Below are 20,176 nucleotides of genomic sequence, written 5' to 3' on the forward strand. Positions count from 1 at the left end.
CGACATCGACAGCCACTGCAGGCATCTCCCATGCCGGGCAACCGTCCGGCACGGGAGATGCAGCTGCTCAGAAGGTCGGCACGTCGTCGATGAGGGACCGCGTGTAGGCGTGCTGCGGGTTCTCGAGTACAGAGTCCGCTGACCCGTAGTCGACGATCTTGCCCCTGTTGAGCACCGCGAGATTGTCGGCGATATGGCGTGAGAGCGCGATGTTGTGGGTGACGAAGAGCATGGCGAGCTGACGTTCGGCCCGCAGGGTGCGCAGCAGTCCGATGATCGAGGCCTGCACGCTGACGTCGAGCGCCGAGGTGATCTCGTCGCAGACGAGGACATCGGGGGCGTTGACGAGCGCACGGGCGATCGCCGCCCTCTGACGCTCACCGCCGGAGAGGTCTCCCGGGCGCCGGTGGTAGAAGCTGCGGCCCAGCCGCACCGCGTCGAGCGCCTCCTCGACGGTCGCCTTCCGACTCGCCGCGGTCCCCTCTCCGCTCATCTCGAGCGGCACCGTCAGCGACTGTCCGATCGAGCGGCGCGGATTGAGGGACGAGAACGGTGACTGGAAGACGTACTGGATGCCGATGCGCTGATCGTTCGTGCGTTTGCGCGTCGACCGGGCGAGTTCGACCCCGCGCAGCCGCACCGCTCCTGTGTAGTCGTCGTTGAGGCCGGCCACACAGCGCGACAGCGTCGTCTTGCCCGACCCGGATTCGCCGAGGAGCATCGTGCACTCCCCCGGTTCGAGCCGCAGGTTGATGCCGTCGAGGATCTGCGCCTTCCCGTAGGAGAGCGCGACGTCGGCGACCTCGAGGAGGACGGGCCCCGCACCGGAATCCTCGGCTGGTTCCGGGACCGCCGCGGTGCTCGCCGAGGCGGGGGGCGCCTCGGCGCCGTCGGCGGAGTGACCGAGGTAGACGTCGGTCGCGGCACTCGATTCGTCGCCGATCCTCTTGTCCCCGGCGAGGTCGGGCACCGCGGCGAGGAGCATCTTCGTGTAGTCGTGCTGCGGGTTCGTCAACACCTCGCCGACGGGCCCCTCTTCGACGAGGTCGCCGCGCAGCATGACCGCCACCCGGTCGGAGATGTCCTTGATCACCGCGAGGTCGTGGGTGATGTAGAGGCCGGCGACGTCGTTGGCCACGGTCATCTGCCGGATGGTGTCGAGGACGACGGCCTGCGTGGAGACGTCGAGACCGGTCGTCGGCTCGTCGAGGATGAGGACGTCGGGGTACATCGCGAAGGCCATGGCGATGCCGATGCGCTGCTGCTGGCCGCCCGAGAGCTGATGCGGCCACCGGTTCTGGTAGGCCTTGTCGCCCGGCAGTCCGACATCGGCGAGCACTTGAGTGATCCGCGCCTCCCGTTCGGCGGAGGAGGTGCCGAAGCAGTGGATGTCGAGGACTTCGCGGATCTGCTCCCCCACCCGCATCGCGGGGTTGAGGGAGAGCGCCGGATCCTGGGGGATGTAGGCGATGCGGGACCCGCGCAGGGAGCGCACGGCCACCTCGTCGAGGTCGAGGACCTCCACCGCGGTGTCCTCACCGCGCGGCCACAGGCTCACCGACCCCGAGGCGTACTTGAGTCCGGAGCGGAAGTGGCCCATGCAGGCCAGGCCCGCGGTCGTCTTGCCGGATCCGGACTCGCCGACGAGGCCGAGGATCTCTCCGCGGGCGAGCGCGAAGCTGACCCCGTGGAGGATCTCGTCGCCGGCGTACGTGTCGATGCGCAGGTCCGAGACGCGCAGGACGATGCTCTCGTTGGGGGCGCGGTCGTCGATGGCAACCGTGTCGTTGGTCGTCGTCATCATTCCTCCACAGTGGTCGAAGCGGTGGCCCGGGCGAAGGAGTCCGCGAGCAGGTTGGTGCCGATCGTGAGCAGGGCGATCGCGATGACCGGCAGCAGCACGCCCCAGGGCTGGATGCTCAGGGCGATGCGGTTCTCGTTGATCATCAGGCCCCAGTCGGCGGCCGGCGGCTGCAGGCCGAGTCCGAGGAACGACAGCGAGGCGATCGCGCCGATCGAGTAGGTCAGGCGCAGGCCCGCCTCGACGCTCAGCGGCCCGGTGATGTTGGGCAGCAGTTCGCGGACGAGGACCTTCGTGCGCGGCATCGCGTACATCTCCGCGGCGAGGATGTAGTCCTCGTTGATGACATTGAGTGTCGCCGACCGCGCGACCCGCGCGATGCGGGGGGCGTGGGTGATGCCGATGACGGTGATGAGCACCCAGCCCTGCGGGCCGAGGACCGTGATCGCCAGGAGGGCGAAGACGAGCTGCGGGATCGCGAGCAGGACGTCGTTGAGGCGCATGATGATCGCATCGAAGCGACCGCCGACGTAGGCGGCGAGCATGCCGACGGCGGCGCCGAGGACCATGCCCAGGGCGGTGGCGAGGACCGAGTAGATGATGAGGGTGAACCCGCCGGCGAGGAACCGGGAGAGCACGCTGCGGCCGAGGTTGTCGGTGCCGAAGATCCCGTAGGCGGAGAACGGCTTGCCGACGAACTCCGTCGCGGTCGATCCCGTCGCCCACGGCAGCAGGAGCGGTCCGCAGAAGGCGAAGAGGACGACGATCGCCGTGAGCGTCAGCCCGATCCGCCCCTGCTTCTGGGCGATCACGCGCCGGAGGAACGGCACGTAGGTCGTCTGGGATTCCTTGGGGATCTCCGCGGCTTCGATCGCGGAGGACTTCATGTCGTCGAGGCTGCTGCTCATGCTGCGCTCCTCAGTTTCGGGTTGGTGAGGATGCCGACGATGTCGGCAGCCAGGTTGACCACGACGTAGACGGCGGCGACGAGCATCGAGATCGCCTGGACGACCTGGACGTCGCGGTAGGTGACGGCGTCGATGAGGGCTTGGCCGATGCCGGGGTAGCGGAAGAGGAACTCGACGACGACCACGCCGCCGGCGAGCCAGGCGAGCTGGATGGCGATGACCTGGGCGACGGGACCGAGGGCGTGGGGCACGGCGTGGCGGAGGATCACGCGCCGCTCCGGGACTCCTTTGAGGCGGGCCATCTCGACGAACCCGGAGTCGAGGACTTCGATCATCGTCGCCCGCATCATCCTCACGATGTAGGGGGTGACGACGAGGACGAGGGTCGCGGTCGGCAGGACGAGCTGGGCGGGGATCATCCACACCGGCTGGCCCGGTGGGGCGAGGGTGACGGCGGGCAGGATCTGGAAGACCGAGGTCGCGAAGATCGCGATGAGGCCGATGCCGATGACGAACTCGGGCATCGCGGCGAGCACGAGGCTGATGCCGGTCAGCGCCTGGTCCCGGCGGGTGCCGCGGTGCAGGGCGGAGTAGACGCCGAGGCCGATGCCCAGGGGCACCGAGATGATCGCGGCCAGGGCCATGAGGATGAAGGAGTTGCCGATGCGTTCGCCGAGGAGGTCGGAGACCGGGCCGCCGGTGGCGGTCGAGGTGCCGAAGTCGCCGACGAAGAGGCCGCCGAGCCATTCGAGGTAGCGCTGCCAGGCCGGCAGGTTGAGGCCGAGCTGTTCGTTGAGGGCGGCGATGCGCTCCGGGGTGGCCTGCTGGCCGAGGATCGCGCGAGCCGCGTCGCCGGGCAGCAGCAGGGTGGCGCCGAAGACGAGGAGGGAGACGGCGAGGAGGATGAAGGCGGAGAAGATCAGCCTGCGGATGATGACTTGGGCGAACATGTCACACCTTTCCGATCCAGAGACGGTCGAAGCGCCACCCGCCCAGAGGTCGGCCGGTGGCGTTGGGACGCAGACCGCCGACGTACTTCTGGTAGGCGTCGACCTGGTTGGCGAAGCCCCAGATGATGTAGCCGCCGTTGTCGTAGAGGATCTTCTGGGCTTCGTGTTCGAGATCCCGCCGTGACTTCGGATCGGGCAGGGCACGGGCTTCCTGGACGATCGAGGTGAAGTTCGGGTCGTTCCAGTTCGTCTCGTTGAACGGCGACTCCGGCATCACGCAGGACACGCACTGCGGCAGGAAGTCGCGGGTGTACCAGAAGTCCTGGGCGAAGTCCCATTTGAGGTAGTTCTCCCCGAAGAACGTCGTCGCGTCGACGCGGCGGATCTTCACTCGGATGCCGGCGTCGGCGGCCTGCTGGGCGAAGACCTGAGCGGCCTCGACGACTCCCGACTGGATGGGGGCGGTGACGAGTTCGACGTCGAGGCCCCCCTCGTGGCCCGCCTCGGCGAGGAGCTTCTTCGCCTGCTCGATGTCCCGGGTGCGCTGCGGGAAGTCGGGGTAGTTCTCACTCAGCGGCCCGAACATGTCGTTGCCGATCGTGCCGAAGCCGGAGAGCACCTGCTCGATCATCTGCTCACGGTCGACGACGAGCCGGAACGCCTGCCTGACCTTGACGTTGTCGAACGGAGGCCGGTCGACGCGCATCGTGAACGGCAGCCACATGCCGGTCTCGGAGTTGAGGATCGCCATCCGCTCGTCGGCGCCGATGACCTCGACGAGGGCGAGCGGGATCTGCCCGATCGCGTCGACCTGGCTGGAGAGGAGGGCGTTGATGAGGGCGTCCGAGTCGTTGAAGTTGAGGAGGTTGACGGCGTCGAGCCAGTTGCCGTCCTTGCGCCAGTAGTACTCATTGCGCTCGAGCACGGTGGACACCGCCGGGGTGTGCGAGCCGAGCTTGTACGGTCCCGAGGACACGGGCTTCGCAGGGTCGTAGTCGCGGGGGACGATGCCGGTCGTGTACTCGGAGACGGAGTCGTTGAGGAGGCCGTTGGGTGAGCTGAGCCGGAACTCGACGGTGCGGTCGCCGGTGGCGACGACCTCGTCGAGCATCGTGAAGCTCGCCGCCGCGGTCTTCGGGTCGTTGGGGTCGTTGATCCGCTCGAACGAGAAGACGACGTCGTCGGGGGTGATGTCGCGCCCGTCGGAGAACTTGATGCCCGGTCGCAGCGTCGCCGTCCACACCGTGGCGTCGGAGTTGGGTTCGAACTTCTCGGCGAGCTCGGTCTGGATCTTGTAGTCGTCGGTGCGTGAGAGCAGGCAGTTGTAGAGGTTGACGGTGCGGGCGATGTCGCCGGAGTTGACGGGGATGTGGGCGTCGACGGTGTCGGCGGAGTTGCCGCCGGTCACACCCACGCGCAGGGTGCCCCCGCGCACGGGGTCACCGGCGCTGATCGCGCCGACGGCTCCCCCGCCGCACGCACTCAGGCCGGCGAGCGCCGTCAGCGACAGGCCGGCTCCGAGTGCTTGTCTTCGGTTCGGTGTGCTCATGTGCCTTCTTCCTGGGACGCTTCGTCCTGGGGCGGACGACTGGACGACTGAGGCGCGGGCGCCTCGGGGGATTCGGACGCTTCGGGGGCGAGGATATGAGCGTAGAGGAACTCTTCGATGAGGTGGAGGGCATCATCGTCACTGATCGTCATCTGGCGAGCGCTGCGGGCGATGCCGAGGCCGTCGATGAACGTGCTCAGGCTCTTGACCATGAGGTCCGTGTTCCCCGCGCGGATCTGGCCCGAGCGCTGACCGGCGACGACGACGCCGGTGATGAGTTCGAGCCATTCGCCGTAGACGGCGGTGAGGTTGAGGCGGGAGCGCTCGTCGACGACGGCACGGGCCCAGCTCTGGATCCAGATCGACCAGACACGGCGGACCGTGGGATCGACGCCGGCGTGGACGCGGGCGAATCGCCGCAGGACCTCGACGGGATCATCGGGTTCGAGGAGGTCGCGGGCAGTGGCGATGATCTCGAGCGAGTACCGCAGCGCCTCTTCGAGCAGCTGGGTCTTCGTGCGGAAGTGGTAGTTGATCGCAGAGACCGAGAGGCCGCTCGCCGCGGCGATGTCGTGGACCCGCACGGAGTCGATGCCGCGGTCGGCGTAGAGCTCCCACGCGGCCTCGACGATGCGCCGCCGATTGCGGGTGCCCTTCGACATCCAGGTCTCGTCGGCGTCGTCGCCGACCGCTGCGGCCTCCGCGGCGGTGACCGTCTGCGTCACCTGATCGCGTGCACCGGTCGGCGCAGTGCTCTTCGATGATGCCTCGGCCGCATCGACCATGTGATCGGCGGAGACGGAGGTGATCGACCGCCGAGGCGGCCCCTCCCCCTGTCCGCGGGTGAGCCAGTCGGTCGTGACGTCGGTGAGTTCGGCGATGCGGGTGATCTCCTCGACGCGGAACTTCCGCGTGCCGGCAAGAGACTTCGAGAGCTTGCTCGGTTCGAGTCCGATGCTCCGGGCGACCTCGCTGTGGTTGATCCCCGCCCGGCGGATCGCAGCGCGCACACGTGTGCCGAGTCCGGCCTGATCGCCGTTCGCTGCCTCTTTGCCGCCGAGCATTCCCCCAGTCTGCACAAGAGTTGCGATTTTGGCAAGAGTTACTAGGACACAATACAGTTTCGGCCGGTCTCGATCGGGTCACCGTAGTCGGCACCCTCGACGTGCGCCGTTCAGCGCGACCGACGACACACTGGTTTTGACTGGGCGTGATTCGGTGACACGATTTAGACCAGCAGTTCCGAAAACCGATCTTGTCGCTGAAGGTGGATTCCTACCGTGTTCAACCCCCTCCGTACCGCAGCGCTGGCCACAATTCGATCGACCGCCTGGAAGAAGACCAGCCAGTGGATCCGTGGAACCGAACGCTGGGTGCGGCTCGAGGACGAATACAACGGCGACTACGTCAACGCTGAGGTCGTCGTCTACTTCGGCGACGCGAAGTCGAAGTTCTATCAGCTCAGTCAGTGGATCCCCGTGCTCGAAGAGCTCAATCGGACTCACAGAGTCGTCATCGTGCTCAGGCGCCCGTCGACACTTCTGGAGGCTCGAGAGATGACGAGACTTCCGCTCGTGCTCAAGCGCCGCTTCGACCCGCTGCACACCTTCTATCACGCCAACAGCTTCAAGCTCGCCCTCTACGTGAACAACGGGATGACGAACTTCCAGTCCCTTGGGTTCGCACCCATGGTCCATGTCCATGTCAACCACGGTGAGTCGGACAAGCTGAGCATGGTGTCGAACCAGGCGAAGTCCTACGACCGAGTATTCGTCGCCGGAGACGCGGCCATCGAGCGGCACCGCAAGGCGCTTCTGGACTTCGACGAGGACGCGCTGGTCAAGGTGGGACGACCTCAGCTCGACATCGTTCGCGAAGCGGAACTCGAGCGATCGTCGGCACGCACGATCATGTACGCCCCGACATGGGAAGGTGAGAACGACTCGAACAACTACACGTCGGTGGATCTCTACGGCCCCTCCATCGTCGAAGCCGCCTTGGCCCTTCCGGGCACACGCGTCATCTACAAGCCGCACCCGCGTGTCGAGACATCGAAGGACCCGAACATGCAGGCGGCAGACGCACGCATCAGAGAGCTGCTGGACTCCGCCAACGAGTCGGTCCACGACCACTCTCTCCAACACCAGATCCTCATGCAGGGGGACATCCTCGGGATGTTCGACGCGGTCGATCTGCTGGTCACGGACATCTCCAGCGTCGGCCTCGACTTCCTCTACATGCACCCCGAGAAGCCTCTGGTGCTCACCGACCGGCGCGACGATTCGGAGCAGCTGCACGACGACGCCCCGATCAGCCGAGCGACACCGATCATCGATGGCAACTCCGTAAGGGATGCCCAGCGCATCTTCGAACAGGCGATGAGCCAGGACACGACGGCCGATGCCCGGAAGGAGCTTCGCACCTTCTACTTCGGCGAGGGCGAAAGAGGCACGTCGACCAAGCTATTCACCGCGGCCGTGTCCGACCTCATCGCGCAGCGGTCGGCAGACCTTGCGGGATTCAGAGACTCCGGCTCGAACGCCGAATCCAGCGAGTGAGAAGAGGCCGCTGCCGTCACTCACGTCGCCGCTCTTCGGAGAGCGGATCAGACGACCGGGGGGCGGCCGTGCCGAGCCATCCTCAGCACTCCGCGACCGGACAGCTTCTTGTGCCGTTCGTTCTCGCTCCACGGGTCGAGCTTCCAGCCGTCGCGCCATCCCTCGAACCACGGTTGGAGCTGGTCGGGCTTGTTCGCCCACTTCAAGCACTGCATGAGGGTCCATGAGCCGACATACATCCAATTGAACGGCCACGGCAGGTTCCGCCTGGCCAGCCAGACCCGGTTGCGGGCATTCATGTAGAAGTACTCGTCGTGCCGGCTCGGGTCCATCACCGGGTGAGCGACAGCGAGGTCGCCCATGTACCACACCGAGTACCCGGCGTCCCAGACGCGCCACGCAAGCTCGATGCCCTCGTGGGCGTACCAGAACGTCGACGGCCAGCCCCCGCACTCGTCGAATGCCTTGCGCTGCATGCACACGGCGCCTTCCCACACGGAGAAGACGTTCGAAGAGTGATCAGCTTCGCCCTTCTTCAGGCGGGGAATCCACCGCTTGGGCGAGGCCGGTCCGCCCGGCTCCTCGACCCGAGGCTGGACGAGGCCGATCTTCGGTTTCGTGCGCATGAGCTGTGCCATGCGCATAAGGGTGGTGTCGTCGGGCAGCCACGCATCGTCATCGAGGAAGAAGAGGAACTCCCCCTTGACGTGGGGGACTCCGGCGTTGCGACCGGCGGGAATGCCGAGGTTCTCCGGCAGTCCCAAGCGCTTGACGGCAGGAGGGATGCCTTCGGGATCCCACCCGTTGCCCACACAGACGATGTCGAGTTCGACGCCCTTCTGGGCGAGGAGCGAGTCGAAGCCGCGGTTGAGCTCCTCGAGCCGTTTGCCCTGAGTGAGCACGACGACCCCGAAGGTGTACTTCCGGTTCGCTTCGAACCGCTGCGCGAGGATCCGATTGGACTCCGTCATGACAGCCTCCTCGATGCCATGATCGACATGAAGTGGCCGATCACCGAGAGCAGGCACAGCGGCACGAGGGCAACGACGAGCCAGCGTTCGCCACTCAGCGGTGCCGCACCGAGCGGGACGATGATCGCGGTGACGATACTCGAGACCAAAGCGAGGAGCGAGAGCTCGACGGAATGGTAGATGCGGTGGAACGGGACGAACCGCGCCGCACGCTTGAGCTTGGCGGTGAAGCCGGGGTTGAGGGCGGTCGCCGCCTGCGAATCGGCGAGCTTGTCCAAGCCATTGAATGCGCGGGAGACGTGGACCATGTCGTTGAGCGCCTTGTTGAGCAGGACCAGCGAGGCGAGCATCGATCCCGCCAGCAGGTACGGGTAGGTTCCGCCGGGATCGGCCTGCAGATTCGACCATTCGCCGACGGCCCGCGCACCGAGGGCGAACGCGACGAGGCCCTCCGTCGTGTAATGGCCGACCTTGTCGAGGAATACGCCCTTGGCGCCGCTCGTTCCCCGCCACCTCGCGACTTCGCCGTCGCAGCAGTCGATGTACATCTGCACCTGGGAGAAGAAGACCGCCAGCACCGCACCCCAGATCCCGGGGATGAGAAGGGAGGCGGCGATGCACCACCCGGCGATGATCATCATCCCGGTGACGCCGTTGGCGCTGATCCGGGTTCTCACCAGGAGCATCGTGAAGTAGATGGAGAAATGGCGAAGGTAGAGCTGAGCGGTCCAATGCTCGGCGTTCTTCCGCGTCCGCACCTCGACGGGTTGGGCCTTCGCCCGCAATTCGGACAGCGTCGGGTACCGAGTCTGCTTCTCCGCGCTCACGCCCGACCTACCTTTTGACTGCATCTGTCCACGACAATTCACGTCAAGTTTACCGACAGTCCAACCGACTTGCTACTTCACCAGCGCCCGCTACGCTGCTGCGCGCCACGGCAGATCTTCGGACCGACGACGGATCAACCGGCCTTGAGGCTGAGGTTGCCCTTCACCGTGCGATAAGCCGTCAGTCTCCCGATCGCGACCTCGTCCTCGTCGTCAGCCCATGCGATGCGGTGACGTTCGATCCCCCGCCGTCCGGCAGTCTGCAACCACACATCGAGGATGGCTTCAGACGGCAGAACGTCGAGTTCGTCGCCGGTGAAGGTCCCGGAGCCAGCCTCGTCGAGCACCGCGGCGAACGCGTAGTATCCGTCTCGAGTGCGCATCGCGATCACGTCGTCGCTGTTCGCGCCGTCTGTGCGCGCGGACACGGTGATGGCGACTCCACCGTCCGGCAGCGGGCGCGCGGTTCCGCGTTCCGGACTCACCTTGCGGGGAGGACCGACCTTCGCAGCGGTCCTGATCGACCTGAAGAGCTGCGCCCAGCGCTCAGTGACAATTTCGTCGCTGAAGGTGCGGGCCTTCTCGACGGCCGCAGCTCGCAGGTGCCTCACTGCCTCGGTGTCCCGATCGATGAGGTCGGTGATCGCCGTCGTCATCTGCTCAGCGTCGCGGACGAGGAAGCCGTTCTCGCCCGAATCGATGATGTCGGATGGACCGTATCTGATGTCGTAGGCGATGGGGACGCACCCGCGAGCCATGGCTTCGATGAGCACGACCCCCATGCCCTCGAAGGAACTGGTGAGAAGGATGAACGAATAGTCGTCCAGTTGGTCGGCGGCGCCGTCGACGTGGCCTCGGAACACTGCTCGACGTTCGAGGGTCTCGTCCGCCTCGACCAGTCGTTCGAGTTCGGTCCGTTTGTCGCCGTCGCCGAAGATGTCGAGGGTGATCTCGGGACCGACTGCGCTCACCGCGCTGAGGGCATGATCGACCCGCTTCTGACCGGTGAGGCGGGCAACGACGGCTCCCCGGGTCTGTGTCCGGTCGTCGTGGGCGCTCAGACGCGCAGTGCCGACCGCCGTCGAGTTCGGGATGACGACGAGCGTCGGCGAATCACCGAACGCACGGACGAAGTCAGCCTTCTGCTTCTCCGTGAGGAAGATGATGAAGTCGTAATCGAACCAGTGGTTGAGTATCCCGAGGCGGGATTTGGTGAACGGACCGTTCGGTGAACTCGACCGCGGGTTGAGGTGTGAGTTGTGGAGCACCTGGCCGATGCGGATGTGATCGCGTCGATAGTGGTAGAGGAATGTCGCGATGTATTTCGATTCGTTGATGAGCACGGCGTCGTCGGAGCCGATCGCCGCGTCGAGCCATGCGAAGTAGAAGTCCCGGGCTCGGGAGAACTCGGACACGTAGCGGCCGGCGGGGTCGACGAGCACCAGACGACGCTTCTCACCTGTGCGGTCGTCGACGACGCACACGGATCCGTCGGCGCGGAGGTGATCGACGCGGACGACCTGTCCGTCCGCGTCGAGGTACTCGACATACTGCGGGCAGGAGCGCGTCTCCAGGGAGACCGGTGCGGTGGGGATGCCTGCCCCGGTGGCGGTGCCTCCGAAGGACTGCAGCTGTCGACGATCGAAGGAGGCCACTTCCGCCCAGGCGTTGCGCAGTTCCATGCCGTCGATGAGCTCACCGGACGCGCGCAGGCGCGCACGGGCCTCGCTGACGTCGAGTCGGTAGTCGAGGGTGAGAACGTCGACGCCCAGTCCCAATCGGGTGACGAAGTTCCTCGAGCGGCGCAGCATGACCTTCGTCAGCCCACCGAAATCCTCAGGAATCGACCAGGTGAGGTCGAACACGCGGTCGGCGTTCGCACGACCCGGGGTCGCGGAGGGGCGGATTCGCCTGAGCAGTCGGTTGAAGATCATAGATGGAGTTCCTTGCGTGGTGGTGTCGGGATTCGGTTCGAACGGCTGTGAGGCAAGCGCGTTCGGTTCAACTCATCGCCTGCGGCCGAGGATACGCCAGACCAGTGCTTTCGCTCCCGTGCTCACGTGGAGGTTCATCCCGCCGTGCTTCGTCGGTGACGACTCCGTCGAGACGCCCCAACGCCTTTGCCGGACATGGGCGGAATCGGCGAGTCCGACGCGGATGAACCCCGTTGCCTTTCCCCCGCTGTCTGTCGCTCGGGCGTAGAGCTTCACGGTCCCCTGCGAGAGAAGCGCCTTGATCGGGATGTCCACTGTGAATCGGGCGACGCCGTTGCTCGCTTCGTCGGCGACCTCGTCGGCAGCCGGCTCACCGATGATCTCTGCGTCGAAGAGGGCGAGTTTGTCGCCGCCCTTGCGGAGCTGAACAGCGAGGTCGGTGATGTCGCCTGTTGCCAGGACTGCTGCTGCCGTGCCCTCGATCACGACCGAGAAACCACTGATGCGCACGCGGTCGACGACGGTGAGCGCCGCACGTGATCGGTTGCCTCTGCGGCTGACTGCTGCGACGAGCGCGGGGATGCCTGTGGCCAAGCTCCACACGCGCGCGCGATTGAGAGGGCTGTAGAACTCGAAGAGCCTGTCAGGCAGGCAGAATTCCCTCACCAGGCGAGTCGACTCGACGATCCACGCGAGGCGAACGTCGACGCGTCGTGTATGGAAGGTGTCGTTGAATCGGTTGAGGGTCACTCTGCGGAAGAAGTCCGCAATCGCCTCCCGGCGCAGTTCATCGTCCCACGGACCCGATGTCAGGGGTCTGAGGCTTTCGCGGATGCCTTCCGCGTGCAGTCTGGGTTCAGTTCCCGACTGGCTGATGTGGCCGCCGCCGTGGTCGCAGACGTAGTAATACGTCCGGTCGGAGAGGATGGAGACTTTGTCCGCCAGTGCGTAGGCACGGAAGCAGAACTGTGCGTCCTCGAGCCTGATCTTGTGCGCAGGGAACGTCAGGTTGTGCGCGTGTAGGAACGAGCGGCGGAAGAGTTTGAAGCAGAAGTTCGAACGGACCAGTCGGCGGATGTCGCCGACCTCCTGCGTGTCGGTGAAGACATCGGCATGGGTGTGTCGTCCGCCTCGCCCTTCGAGCTTGACGAGGACGACGTCGCTGAGCTTCTCATCGGCGTAGGCCACGGCGTGTCCCAGGCAGTCGCCGTTGAGCTGGTCGTCGACGTCGTGGAAGAACACGTAGTCGCCGCGTGCCGCGGACAGGCCGGTATTGCGGGGCGCACCGGCCCAGCCGGAGTTCTCCTGGCGGATGACGCGGAGGTTGCTGTGCACTGCCGCAAGCTCATCCAGCACCGCTGGAGTCTCATCGGTCGACCCGTCGTCGACGACGATGACCTCCACGGCTCCGTCATCACACGTCTGCGCGGCAGCGGAAGCGACAGCCGTACGAACATGCTGCGGACTGTTGAAGACTGGGATGACGATGGATAGACGCACCGGGCTCGTGTCTGTCGTCTTCTGGCTCACTCAGCCGTTCCTCTTCTCCACGGGGATCAGCCCCTGCGGGTTGTCGTGGGAGTTCAGCCGGGGGGCGGCTTCTCGAAAGGGGTTGCGGCGATCTTGCGGTCGTGCCGCTCGGAACGTCAGGATTTGCCGAGTTCCGACTTGATCCGCGTGGTGGAGATCTCTGGGGTGCGCGGAAGATAGACGACGTCGACCTTGTCCTTGAGGAAGTCGAACTCCCCTTCCCAGTCATCGCCCATGACGAAGGTGTCGATGTGGTACTTCTCGACATCGGTGACCTTCTGCTCCCAGTTGTCCTCGGGGATGACGAGGTCGACGTATCGGATGGCCTCGAGCATGCGCTTGCGCTCTTCGAACGAGAAGTAGGACTTCTTTCCCTTGCTTTCGTTGAACTCGTCGCTCGAGAGCGCGACGACGAGGTAGTCGCCCTGCTCTTTGCACCGCTGCAGCAGCCGGATGTGACCATAATGGAGCAGGTCGAACGTGCCATAGGTGATGACTCGGCGCATACGGAGACGGTCCCAACTGATCGATGAGGGCTCGAATCGACAGTCGGGCCCTGGAAGCTGCAAGAGTTCACCCACACTTTACCAGCCGGCCATCCAGCCATCGGAATCGGCGGGCGAGGCGCCGCCCGGGCCTGCTAAGGTGCGGCAGCGAACACGGCCGCCTCGAACTCGCCGATCACCTCCGCGTTGTACGCGTCGGGGTCGAATGCGATAGGCGTGATCTCACCCGCCAGGAACGCTCTCATCCCGGCTGCGAGCGATGCCTCGTCGCGGTCCACGATGAGACCTCCACTGCCTTCCATCGCACTTGTTGCGGATCCGAACCGCGTGGTGACGATGGGCAGCCCAAGCACTCGGGCCTCGAGGATGACGATCGGCTGACCTTCGTAGTCGCTCGAGAGGACGAAGCAGTCGCAACCGGACATCACGGCGTACGGGTTCTGAAGTCGGCCGGTGAACTCAACGGATCCGGCGACGCCGAGCGAGACGGCGAGCTCTTTGAGTTCGCCGCTCAGCGGCCCGTCACCGATGATGACGAGGCGCGCGTCCGGCTCTTCAGCGCTGACTTCAGCGAATGCTCGGAGCAGCCGAGCCTGGTTCTTCTCCGGCGACAGGCGTCCGACGGTGACGAAGGTCTTGCCCTTCTGCTCTCCGAGGAGGCCGCCGACGAGTGCCTGTCGCGAGGCCTCAGAGATGAGCTCGTCGAACGAGTAGTGCCTGCCGATCTCGGCGACGGCGTCGGCCAGTGTGCGCGCATCGATCGACACCGTGTGCGGGCGGGTCTCCGTCGAGCGTCCTGCGCCGTTGCGGACCCGTTCGACATCGATGACATTGCGGGCGCTGATGAACCGCTCGGGTTCGGCGTACCTGCTGAGACTCTCCGCATTGATCTCGCGCAGGTCGGGCGATACAGAGACGAGCGCGTCATAGTCGTGGTAGAGCTTGAAGACACCGGTGAGGTTGTTGAAGTGGGGCCTGGCGCCATCGACCTCGCGCATTGCGTCGGCTTCGAGGTCGTTGTGCAGCCAGACGGCTTTGCGGTCGGCTTCGGCGTGCGCCATGATCCTCGCCCAGTATGACGAGTATCCACTGAAGTCGACGGCCGCGTCGAACCTCGCGTGGCCGAACAGGCGTCGCCATTCCCAGCTCCACAGCGCGGTGTCGCGGTCAGCGGCGGCGAGGTCTCCGACGGGCGAGGCATCGAACTCCTGCATGCTGCCCAGCAGGGGAAGCTGCAGGCTTCCCTGCTCGCGGATGACCTGGCGGACGTGGGACGGAATCAGGGCCGCGTTGTCGAGCCGATCCCGCTGGCCGGACCGGTAGAAGAGTGCCGTGACATCGACTTCCTCGGGATCGATCCGATTGAGCAGGTTGAGCACGGATGAGGTGATTCCGTTGGTGATCAGCCCACCGAGGTAGAGCACGAGGGTGCGTCGCCCGTCCTCGAATCCGCGGATCACTCGGCCCTCGGATTCTCTGCCCCTGAACACGACGTCGAGGACGCGTGCGCTCGCGCCGCCGTCATCGCGTGGGGTCAGCTGCGCTGCGAGCTCGGAGAAGCGCGCGGCCTCCTCGGAGAATGCGCTCGACAGGTCCATCTCGTCCTCGGCGAGACGGGTCGCCTGCTCGAGGAGTTCGTCGATGCTCTCGGAGACCGGTCCCGGAAGCTCGTCGGGTCGCAGGTAGGTGCCGCGTTCGGCAGCGTACTTCCCCGCGTCGGGGAGGTGGAAGAGGACCGGGCGCCCGGTGCCGAGGAAGTCGATGAAGATGCTCGAGTAGTCCGAGACGAGGATGTCGGTGATCGCGAGGACGTCGTTGGCGGGAACATCGTTGGGGACGAGGAAGTCTGCGAGCTCCGGATCGTCGACGAGCTGATCGACGATCACCTGGTGGGCTTTGAGCAGAACGATCCATCCTTCGTCCTCGAGTGCGCTGCGCGGGGCCATGACCGTGGCTTTGAGGCGTCCCGCATCGGACTGCGGATTGTAGAAGGAGCCGCCTCGCCATGTCGGCGCATAGCAGATCACCTTCTTGCCATGGGTGGAGATTCCGCGGTCGCGCAGCACTGCCCTGGCTCGATCGCCAGCGCCCGGGCCGATCATCTTGTCGGTGCGCGGATAGCCTTCCTCGATGATCGCCCCGCGGAACACGTTGTTGAGCTTGTATGCGCCGAGGTACATCGTCTCGGTCATGAAGGAATTCTGCGACAGGAGATAGTCGGCGGACATGAAGTTGCGCAGGACGTTGCGGGCCCCGTCGGCACCGTTCTCGATGTCGTAGCCCATCTTCTTCAGCGGGGTTCCGTGCCACGCGTTGAGATACGTCTGTTCGGGGCGCTTGATGAACTCAGGAGGGAACGTCGCATTGTTGACGAGGTACTGGCTCGTCTCGAGTGCGGTGAAGTAGTCCCGGGATCGGTGTCGGACGAATGACACCCGCGGATGGGTGGAGAACTCCGAGCGGAAGGGCGATTCCCACGCGGCGTCATTGAGGACCCAGATATGGCGGTAGTCCGAGTAGTCGGCCGCTGCGATCATCGTGCGGAAGAGCGCTTCGGGATTGCAGAGTGCGCCGTTGCCGGAGAACGACTCCCAGACCACGGTGTTCTCTTCCACTTTGCTCGTCAGGGCCTTGGTGAACGACCGAGAGCTGATGGCCGCCGCGAGCGATTGTCTGTTGCGCCTGTACTGCTTCGACCATGACACTCGTTCTTTGCGCAGGTAGGCTGCCATCGCCGGTGGCAGTGCATCGAGCAGGAGTCGTTTGCCGGTCGAACGGACATTCACTCGTAGGGACCCTCTTCGCTTTCGGCGTGCCGCCGGTCCTTCGGCGCAACACAGCGCTCGGTCGAGAACCGAGCGCGCATCTGACTTTCCTGAAGATCCTATCCGAAATGCGCTCATCGGCGCACAGAAGTGCTCACCTCTGCTCATGCTCAGCCGTCGCCGAGCACACCCCGCCGAGCCGCCACCACGTGCCGTGCGGCGGTGATGAACCGCTCGATCTGCGATCCCGGGCTCGTATCGCCGAGGTAGTGCGCGCTCAACGAGCCTGAATCACGGTCGGCGGCGTCGGCGAGCCGGTCGACCAGGGAGACCCCACTCGCGGACTCCCAGTTCACTGCCCGATCGATGAGTCCGTTGCGCAGCACCTCGGCTCGCGAGTCGGTCGGAGCGATCATCACCAGCGGTTTCTCGGTTGCGAGCCAGTCGAACGCCACAGACGACATCTCGGCGACGGCGACGTCGGCGGCGTCGAGCTGCCACGAGACGTCGGAACTCGTATCGACGAATCCACGGGGGTGGGCATCGACCTGCTCGCGCACTGACTCCAGCGCACGTGCGAAATCACTGCGCAGAAGACCGGTGCGCGGATGTGTCCGAAGGATCACCCGGTAGCCCGCGTCGAGGAGCTCGGCGACCGCCGGGGCCCCGGTCGTCGCCATCGTTCCGTAGCTCATGCTCGGCGAATCACCCTCCCACGTCGGGGCGTAGAAGACCGTCGGTCCGGCAGGCGCCTCGGCGGCGAACCTCTGCCACGCCTCCGGGACGCTGAACGCACGGTCGAGCTGGGGGCGACCGACATCGATGAGAACCTCGGAGTCGATCCCGTGCAGGGTCGAAGTGATGCGATCGCGGGCTGCCTGACCTGCGGTGAAGACGTAGTCGTAGGCTTTGAGCTGGTTGGAGATCATCGAGATCTTCTCGCTCTCGCCATGGCTGAGATGCACGTGGGCAGGCGCCGGGAACCGCAGTGCCTGAAAGTTCGCCGTGGCCTGGTTGACGTAGAACACCGCGCTCAGGTCCGGAGTCGAGAAGAACGCCTCGAGGCCCGCGGTGAGGCGGGAGAAGCGCACGGGCAGGTCGGTGAGCGAGGCGATGTGCCGAGCGACGCGGGCGTCCCGGGTGAGGATCCCGAAAGGGGCATCGCCGGCTCCCTCACCGATGAGAGCATCGCGCAGCTGCTCGAAGGGCCACAGCCACTGTTCGAGCTGGTACATCGAATGGACATCCGACGAGAAGTAGGCGGCTGCGACGAAGGCGTCGTCGGCGTTCGGCCGGAACCCGCCGGGAAGGCGGGACTCCTCGTACCGACTGCTGATGAGATCGCGTCCGATCCGTGCAGTTCTGGAGACGACCTGCCACTTGCGCCGCATCGAGGCTGTGGAGAGCGAAGGCATGGAGACCATTGTGCCTGGACAATCCGAGAACGGTGGTCAGACAGTTCGGAGACGACGCGGCGCGGGGCTTGCCGCCGGTATAGTTGTCCATCGGCTCATCGCCACCAGAACCGCGAACCCAGAACCCGGAGTGATTGCCCATGGCGTTCTTCTCACGCACTCCCGACGTCACGATCGGCATCCCCGCTTACAACGCGGAGCAATATCTCCCGACGTGCCTGCAGAGCATCGCGGACCAAACTGCCGACCTCAGGCGCATCGAGACCATCGTCGTCGACGACGGATCCACCGACGGCACCGCTGAGCTCGCCGACCGTCTCCTCAAGGACCTTCGCCTCCGCGGCAGCGTGGTGAGGAGGCCCAATTCGGGCACCCCCGCCGAACCCCGCAATGCGGTCCTCGATCAGGCCAAGGGGAAGTGGACGTACTTCGTCGACGTCGACGACTTCCTCGGCCCGGAGGCGATCGAGTCGATGACCGGGCTCGGCAGGGAGGGGCGAGCCGACGTCGTCGTCGGCAAGTACGTCGGTGTCAACCGCGGGGTGCCCAAGGTGATGTTCCGCGAGACGCTCAGTCAGACGGACGCGCGCAGAACGCCCCTCATCGACTCGCTCAACGTCCTCAAGATGTATCGCACCGAATTCGCCCGCACCATCGGCTACCGGTTCAATCCTCGACTGCGCATGGCCGAGGACCATCCGTTCGCCCTGGCCGCCTATGCGCGCACCGACCGGGTCGCGGTGCAGGCCGACGTCGACTGCTATCACTGGGTCCGGCACAAGACGGAGGCCGGCTCTCAGGCGCACCTGACAGGTCATGTGCTCCCCGTCGACGAGTTCTATGCCTACATGTTCGAGTCCTTCGACGTGCTGGCGCGCGCCGTCGACGAGGGCCTGCCCCTCGCGGACTATCTTCGCGATCGGTACTGGCACCGGCTGCTCTCGTTCGACCTCCCCACGGAGATGCGACGGCACCGGGAACCCGAGGACCGGGATCGGTCGATCGCGGCTGCTCGTCGCCTCATGGTCGCCGAACGGGCGCGGGACTCATCGGCCGAATTCAACCTCAAATCGAGGACTATGCTCAGGGCGCTGGAACTCGACGACCGTGAGATGGCGGAGAACGTCGGCCAGCTCCTCAGGTGACGGGCACCGCACCTCGTCGAGTAGTTTGGGGTGTGAGCTAAAGCAAGGAGATCCCGATGGCACCCACACGCCGACTTCCCACTCCCCCGATTGGCCGTCTGCCGCGCCCGGCCGCAAAGCCGCGAACCACGCAGGAGTCCTCGGCGCCGGTGCTGCTCAGTCGTCAGATCGTCGACAGCGAGCCGCAGAAGGTGTCGGTGTCCACGAGCTTCGCCGAGGCGCTCGCGAGCTGCGCGTCCGACGGTCCCTCTCAGCCCGGAACGATCACGCAGGTCATCGTCCCGCATTCGACTCCTGAGCTGCTGGCGGAGATCGCGACCACGTGGGACCTCCACCCGCTCCTCGTCGAGGACCTCTTCCACGCCGATCAGCGCCCGAAGGTCGACCGATACGGTGATGTGCTCTTCGTCGTCCTCAAGTCCGCGCTCTACCTCGACGCCGAGGAGGAAGTCGACTTCAACGAGTTCCACCTCCTCATGAAGGGCAACGACCTCGTCATCATCTGCCAGGACGGGCGCTTCATCGACGGCCAACCCATCCCCTCGGACACGAGCGAGCTCGTCGCGCACTTCTCCGAGGTCGACTTCATCGGGAAGTCCGATCGCAAGCTGCTCTCACTCGGCCCTGAGGCTCTGGTCTACCGGCTCCTCGACGGTGTCGTCGACGGGTACTTCCCCGTCATCGACGGGCTCCAGAACGACAAGGACGGCATCGAGCGCCAGGTCTTCAGCGGCGACCCGGCTGCCGCCGAGCGCATCTACCGACTGAGCGAAGAGGTCATAGACGTCCTCCACGCGACGACACACCTCAACAGGCTCACCCAGGCTCTGGGCAACGGCGCCGCGAAGTATGCGATCCCCGAGGCCCTGCGGGCCTACCTCGACGATGTCGTCGACCACCTCACCCGTGTCCTCGCCGAGGCCGGCGAACTGCGCGAATCCCTGTCCCAGATCCTCAACGTCAACGCGACGCTGGTCGCGCAGAGGCAGAACGAGGACATGAAGAAGATCTCCGGGTGGGCGGCGATCCTCTTCGCCCCCTCACTCATCGGTGCGGTCTACGGGATGAACTTCGACAACATGCCCGAACTCCATTGGGCCTTCGGCTACCCGATGGCGATCCTCCTCATGATCGGCCTCAGCGTCACGCTCTACACGGTGTTCCGCAAGAAGAAGTGGATGTGAGACGGCCGCAGCGACCTCGGCGCCTTCGGCAGTTCTCCGCGCTGTGACCTGCCCTTTCCGCTGAAAGTTCCGTCCTTCCCGTTGGCAGTCAGTGGTCAGTGTTCCTTGCAAAGGGAGCCTGCAGGGATGACAA

15 protein-coding genes are annotated in these 20,176 nt (G+C 65.4%); 3 read left to right on the forward strand and 12 right to left on the reverse strand.

The features are described 5' to 3' along the window. Positions 1-67: 67 nt before the first annotated feature. The 5 genes from EZE58_RS10265 to EZE58_RS10285 are packed head-to-tail and all read right to left on the reverse strand — an operon-like array spanning position 68 to position 6,272. Positions 68-1,801 carry an ABC transporter ATP-binding protein gene (locus EZE58_RS10265; RefSeq protein ID WP_167560481.1) on the reverse strand — a complete coding sequence of 578 codons (1,734 nt, stop codon included), beginning with the start codon at positions 1,799-1,801 and terminating at the stop codon, positions 68-70. Then, positions 1,801-2,709, reverse strand: a complete 909-nt coding sequence (locus tag EZE58_RS10270; RefSeq protein ID WP_205772207.1) for an ABC transporter permease — start codon at positions 2,707-2,709, stop codon at positions 1,801-1,803. The genes EZE58_RS10265 and EZE58_RS10270 overlap by 1 nt, the downstream gene beginning before the upstream one ends. After that, positions 2,706-3,659, reverse strand: coding sequence for an ABC transporter permease (locus EZE58_RS10275; RefSeq protein ID WP_167560483.1), 954 nt, complete (start codon positions 3,657-3,659; stop codon positions 2,706-2,708). The genes EZE58_RS10270 and EZE58_RS10275 overlap by 4 nt, the downstream gene beginning before the upstream one ends. A 1-nt stretch (position 3,660) precedes the next feature. Continuing rightward, positions 3,661-5,208, reverse strand: a complete 1,548-nt coding sequence (locus tag EZE58_RS10280) for an ABC transporter substrate-binding protein (RefSeq protein WP_167560485.1) — start codon at positions 5,206-5,208, stop codon at positions 3,661-3,663. After that, on the reverse strand, positions 5,205-6,272 hold the full coding sequence (locus EZE58_RS10285; protein WP_167560487.1) for a TetR family transcriptional regulator: 1,068 nt from the start codon (positions 6,270-6,272) through the stop codon (positions 5,205-5,207). The genes EZE58_RS10280 and EZE58_RS10285 overlap by 4 nt, the downstream gene beginning before the upstream one ends. 216 nt (positions 6,273-6,488) lie before the next feature. Between EZE58_RS10285 and EZE58_RS10290 the strand changes: the two genes are divergently transcribed. Further along, positions 6,489-7,766 carry a CDP-glycerol glycerophosphotransferase family protein gene (locus tag EZE58_RS10290; protein WP_144588786.1) on the forward strand — a complete coding sequence of 426 codons (1,278 nt, stop codon included), beginning with the start codon at positions 6,489-6,491 and terminating at the stop codon, positions 7,764-7,766. A 47-nt stretch (positions 7,767-7,813) separates the two neighbouring features. On the opposite strand, the gene EZE58_RS10295 is transcribed toward EZE58_RS10290, so the two are convergent. The 7 genes from EZE58_RS10295 to EZE58_RS10325 form a co-directional block, all read right to left on the reverse strand. Then, positions 7,814-8,737, reverse strand: a complete 924-nt coding sequence (locus EZE58_RS10295; RefSeq protein ID WP_144588784.1) for a glycosyltransferase — start codon at positions 8,735-8,737, stop codon at positions 7,814-7,816. Beyond that, complete coding sequence (locus EZE58_RS10300; protein ID WP_259819667.1) at positions 8,734-9,564, reverse strand: CDP-alcohol phosphatidyltransferase family protein; 831 nt, start codon at positions 9,562-9,564, stop codon at positions 8,734-8,736. The genes EZE58_RS10295 and EZE58_RS10300 overlap by 4 nt, the downstream gene beginning before the upstream one ends. 134 nt (positions 9,565-9,698) lie before the next feature. After that, positions 9,699-11,498, reverse strand: coding sequence for a glycosyltransferase (locus EZE58_RS10305; protein ID WP_144588779.1), 1,800 nt, complete (start codon positions 11,496-11,498; stop codon positions 9,699-9,701). A gap of 72 nt (positions 11,499-11,570) precedes the next feature. Next, entirely contained in the window at positions 11,571-13,028 is a 1,458-nt protein-coding gene (locus tag EZE58_RS10310; RefSeq protein ID WP_167560489.1) for a glycosyltransferase family 2 protein, read from the reverse strand. 116 nt (positions 13,029-13,144) lie between these two features. Next, positions 13,145-13,534: a glycerol-3-phosphate cytidylyltransferase gene (gene tagD, locus EZE58_RS10315; RefSeq protein WP_144588775.1), complete on the reverse strand. Its 390-nt coding sequence runs from the start codon at positions 13,532-13,534 to the stop codon at positions 13,145-13,147. Between the two features lie 134 nt (positions 13,535-13,668). Continuing rightward, positions 13,669-16,467, reverse strand: a complete 2,799-nt coding sequence (locus tag EZE58_RS10320) for a glycosyltransferase (protein WP_081590956.1) — start codon at positions 16,465-16,467, stop codon at positions 13,669-13,671. A gap of 2 nt (positions 16,468-16,469) precedes the next feature. Then, positions 16,470-17,714, reverse strand: coding sequence for a CDP-glycerol glycerophosphotransferase family protein (locus EZE58_RS10325; protein ID WP_164672026.1), 1,245 nt, complete (start codon positions 17,712-17,714; stop codon positions 16,470-16,472). A gap of 140 nt (positions 17,715-17,854) precedes the next feature. Here EZE58_RS10325 and EZE58_RS10330 point away from each other — a divergent pair, with 140 nt between their 5' ends. After that, complete coding sequence (locus tag EZE58_RS10330) at positions 17,855-18,859, forward strand: glycosyltransferase family 2 protein (protein WP_009376339.1); 1,005 nt, start codon at positions 17,855-17,857, stop codon at positions 18,857-18,859. 56 nt (positions 18,860-18,915) lie between these two features. Further along, positions 18,916-20,043, forward strand: coding sequence for a magnesium and cobalt transport protein CorA (locus EZE58_RS10335; RefSeq protein ID WP_081590957.1), 1,128 nt, complete (start codon positions 18,916-18,918; stop codon positions 20,041-20,043). Positions 20,044-20,176: the final 133 nt, after the last annotated feature.

The sequence above is a fragment of the Brevibacterium sp. LS14 genome (assembly GCF_012027885.1).
GTDB lineage: Bacteria > Actinomycetota > Actinomycetes > Actinomycetales > Brevibacteriaceae > Brevibacterium > Brevibacterium casei.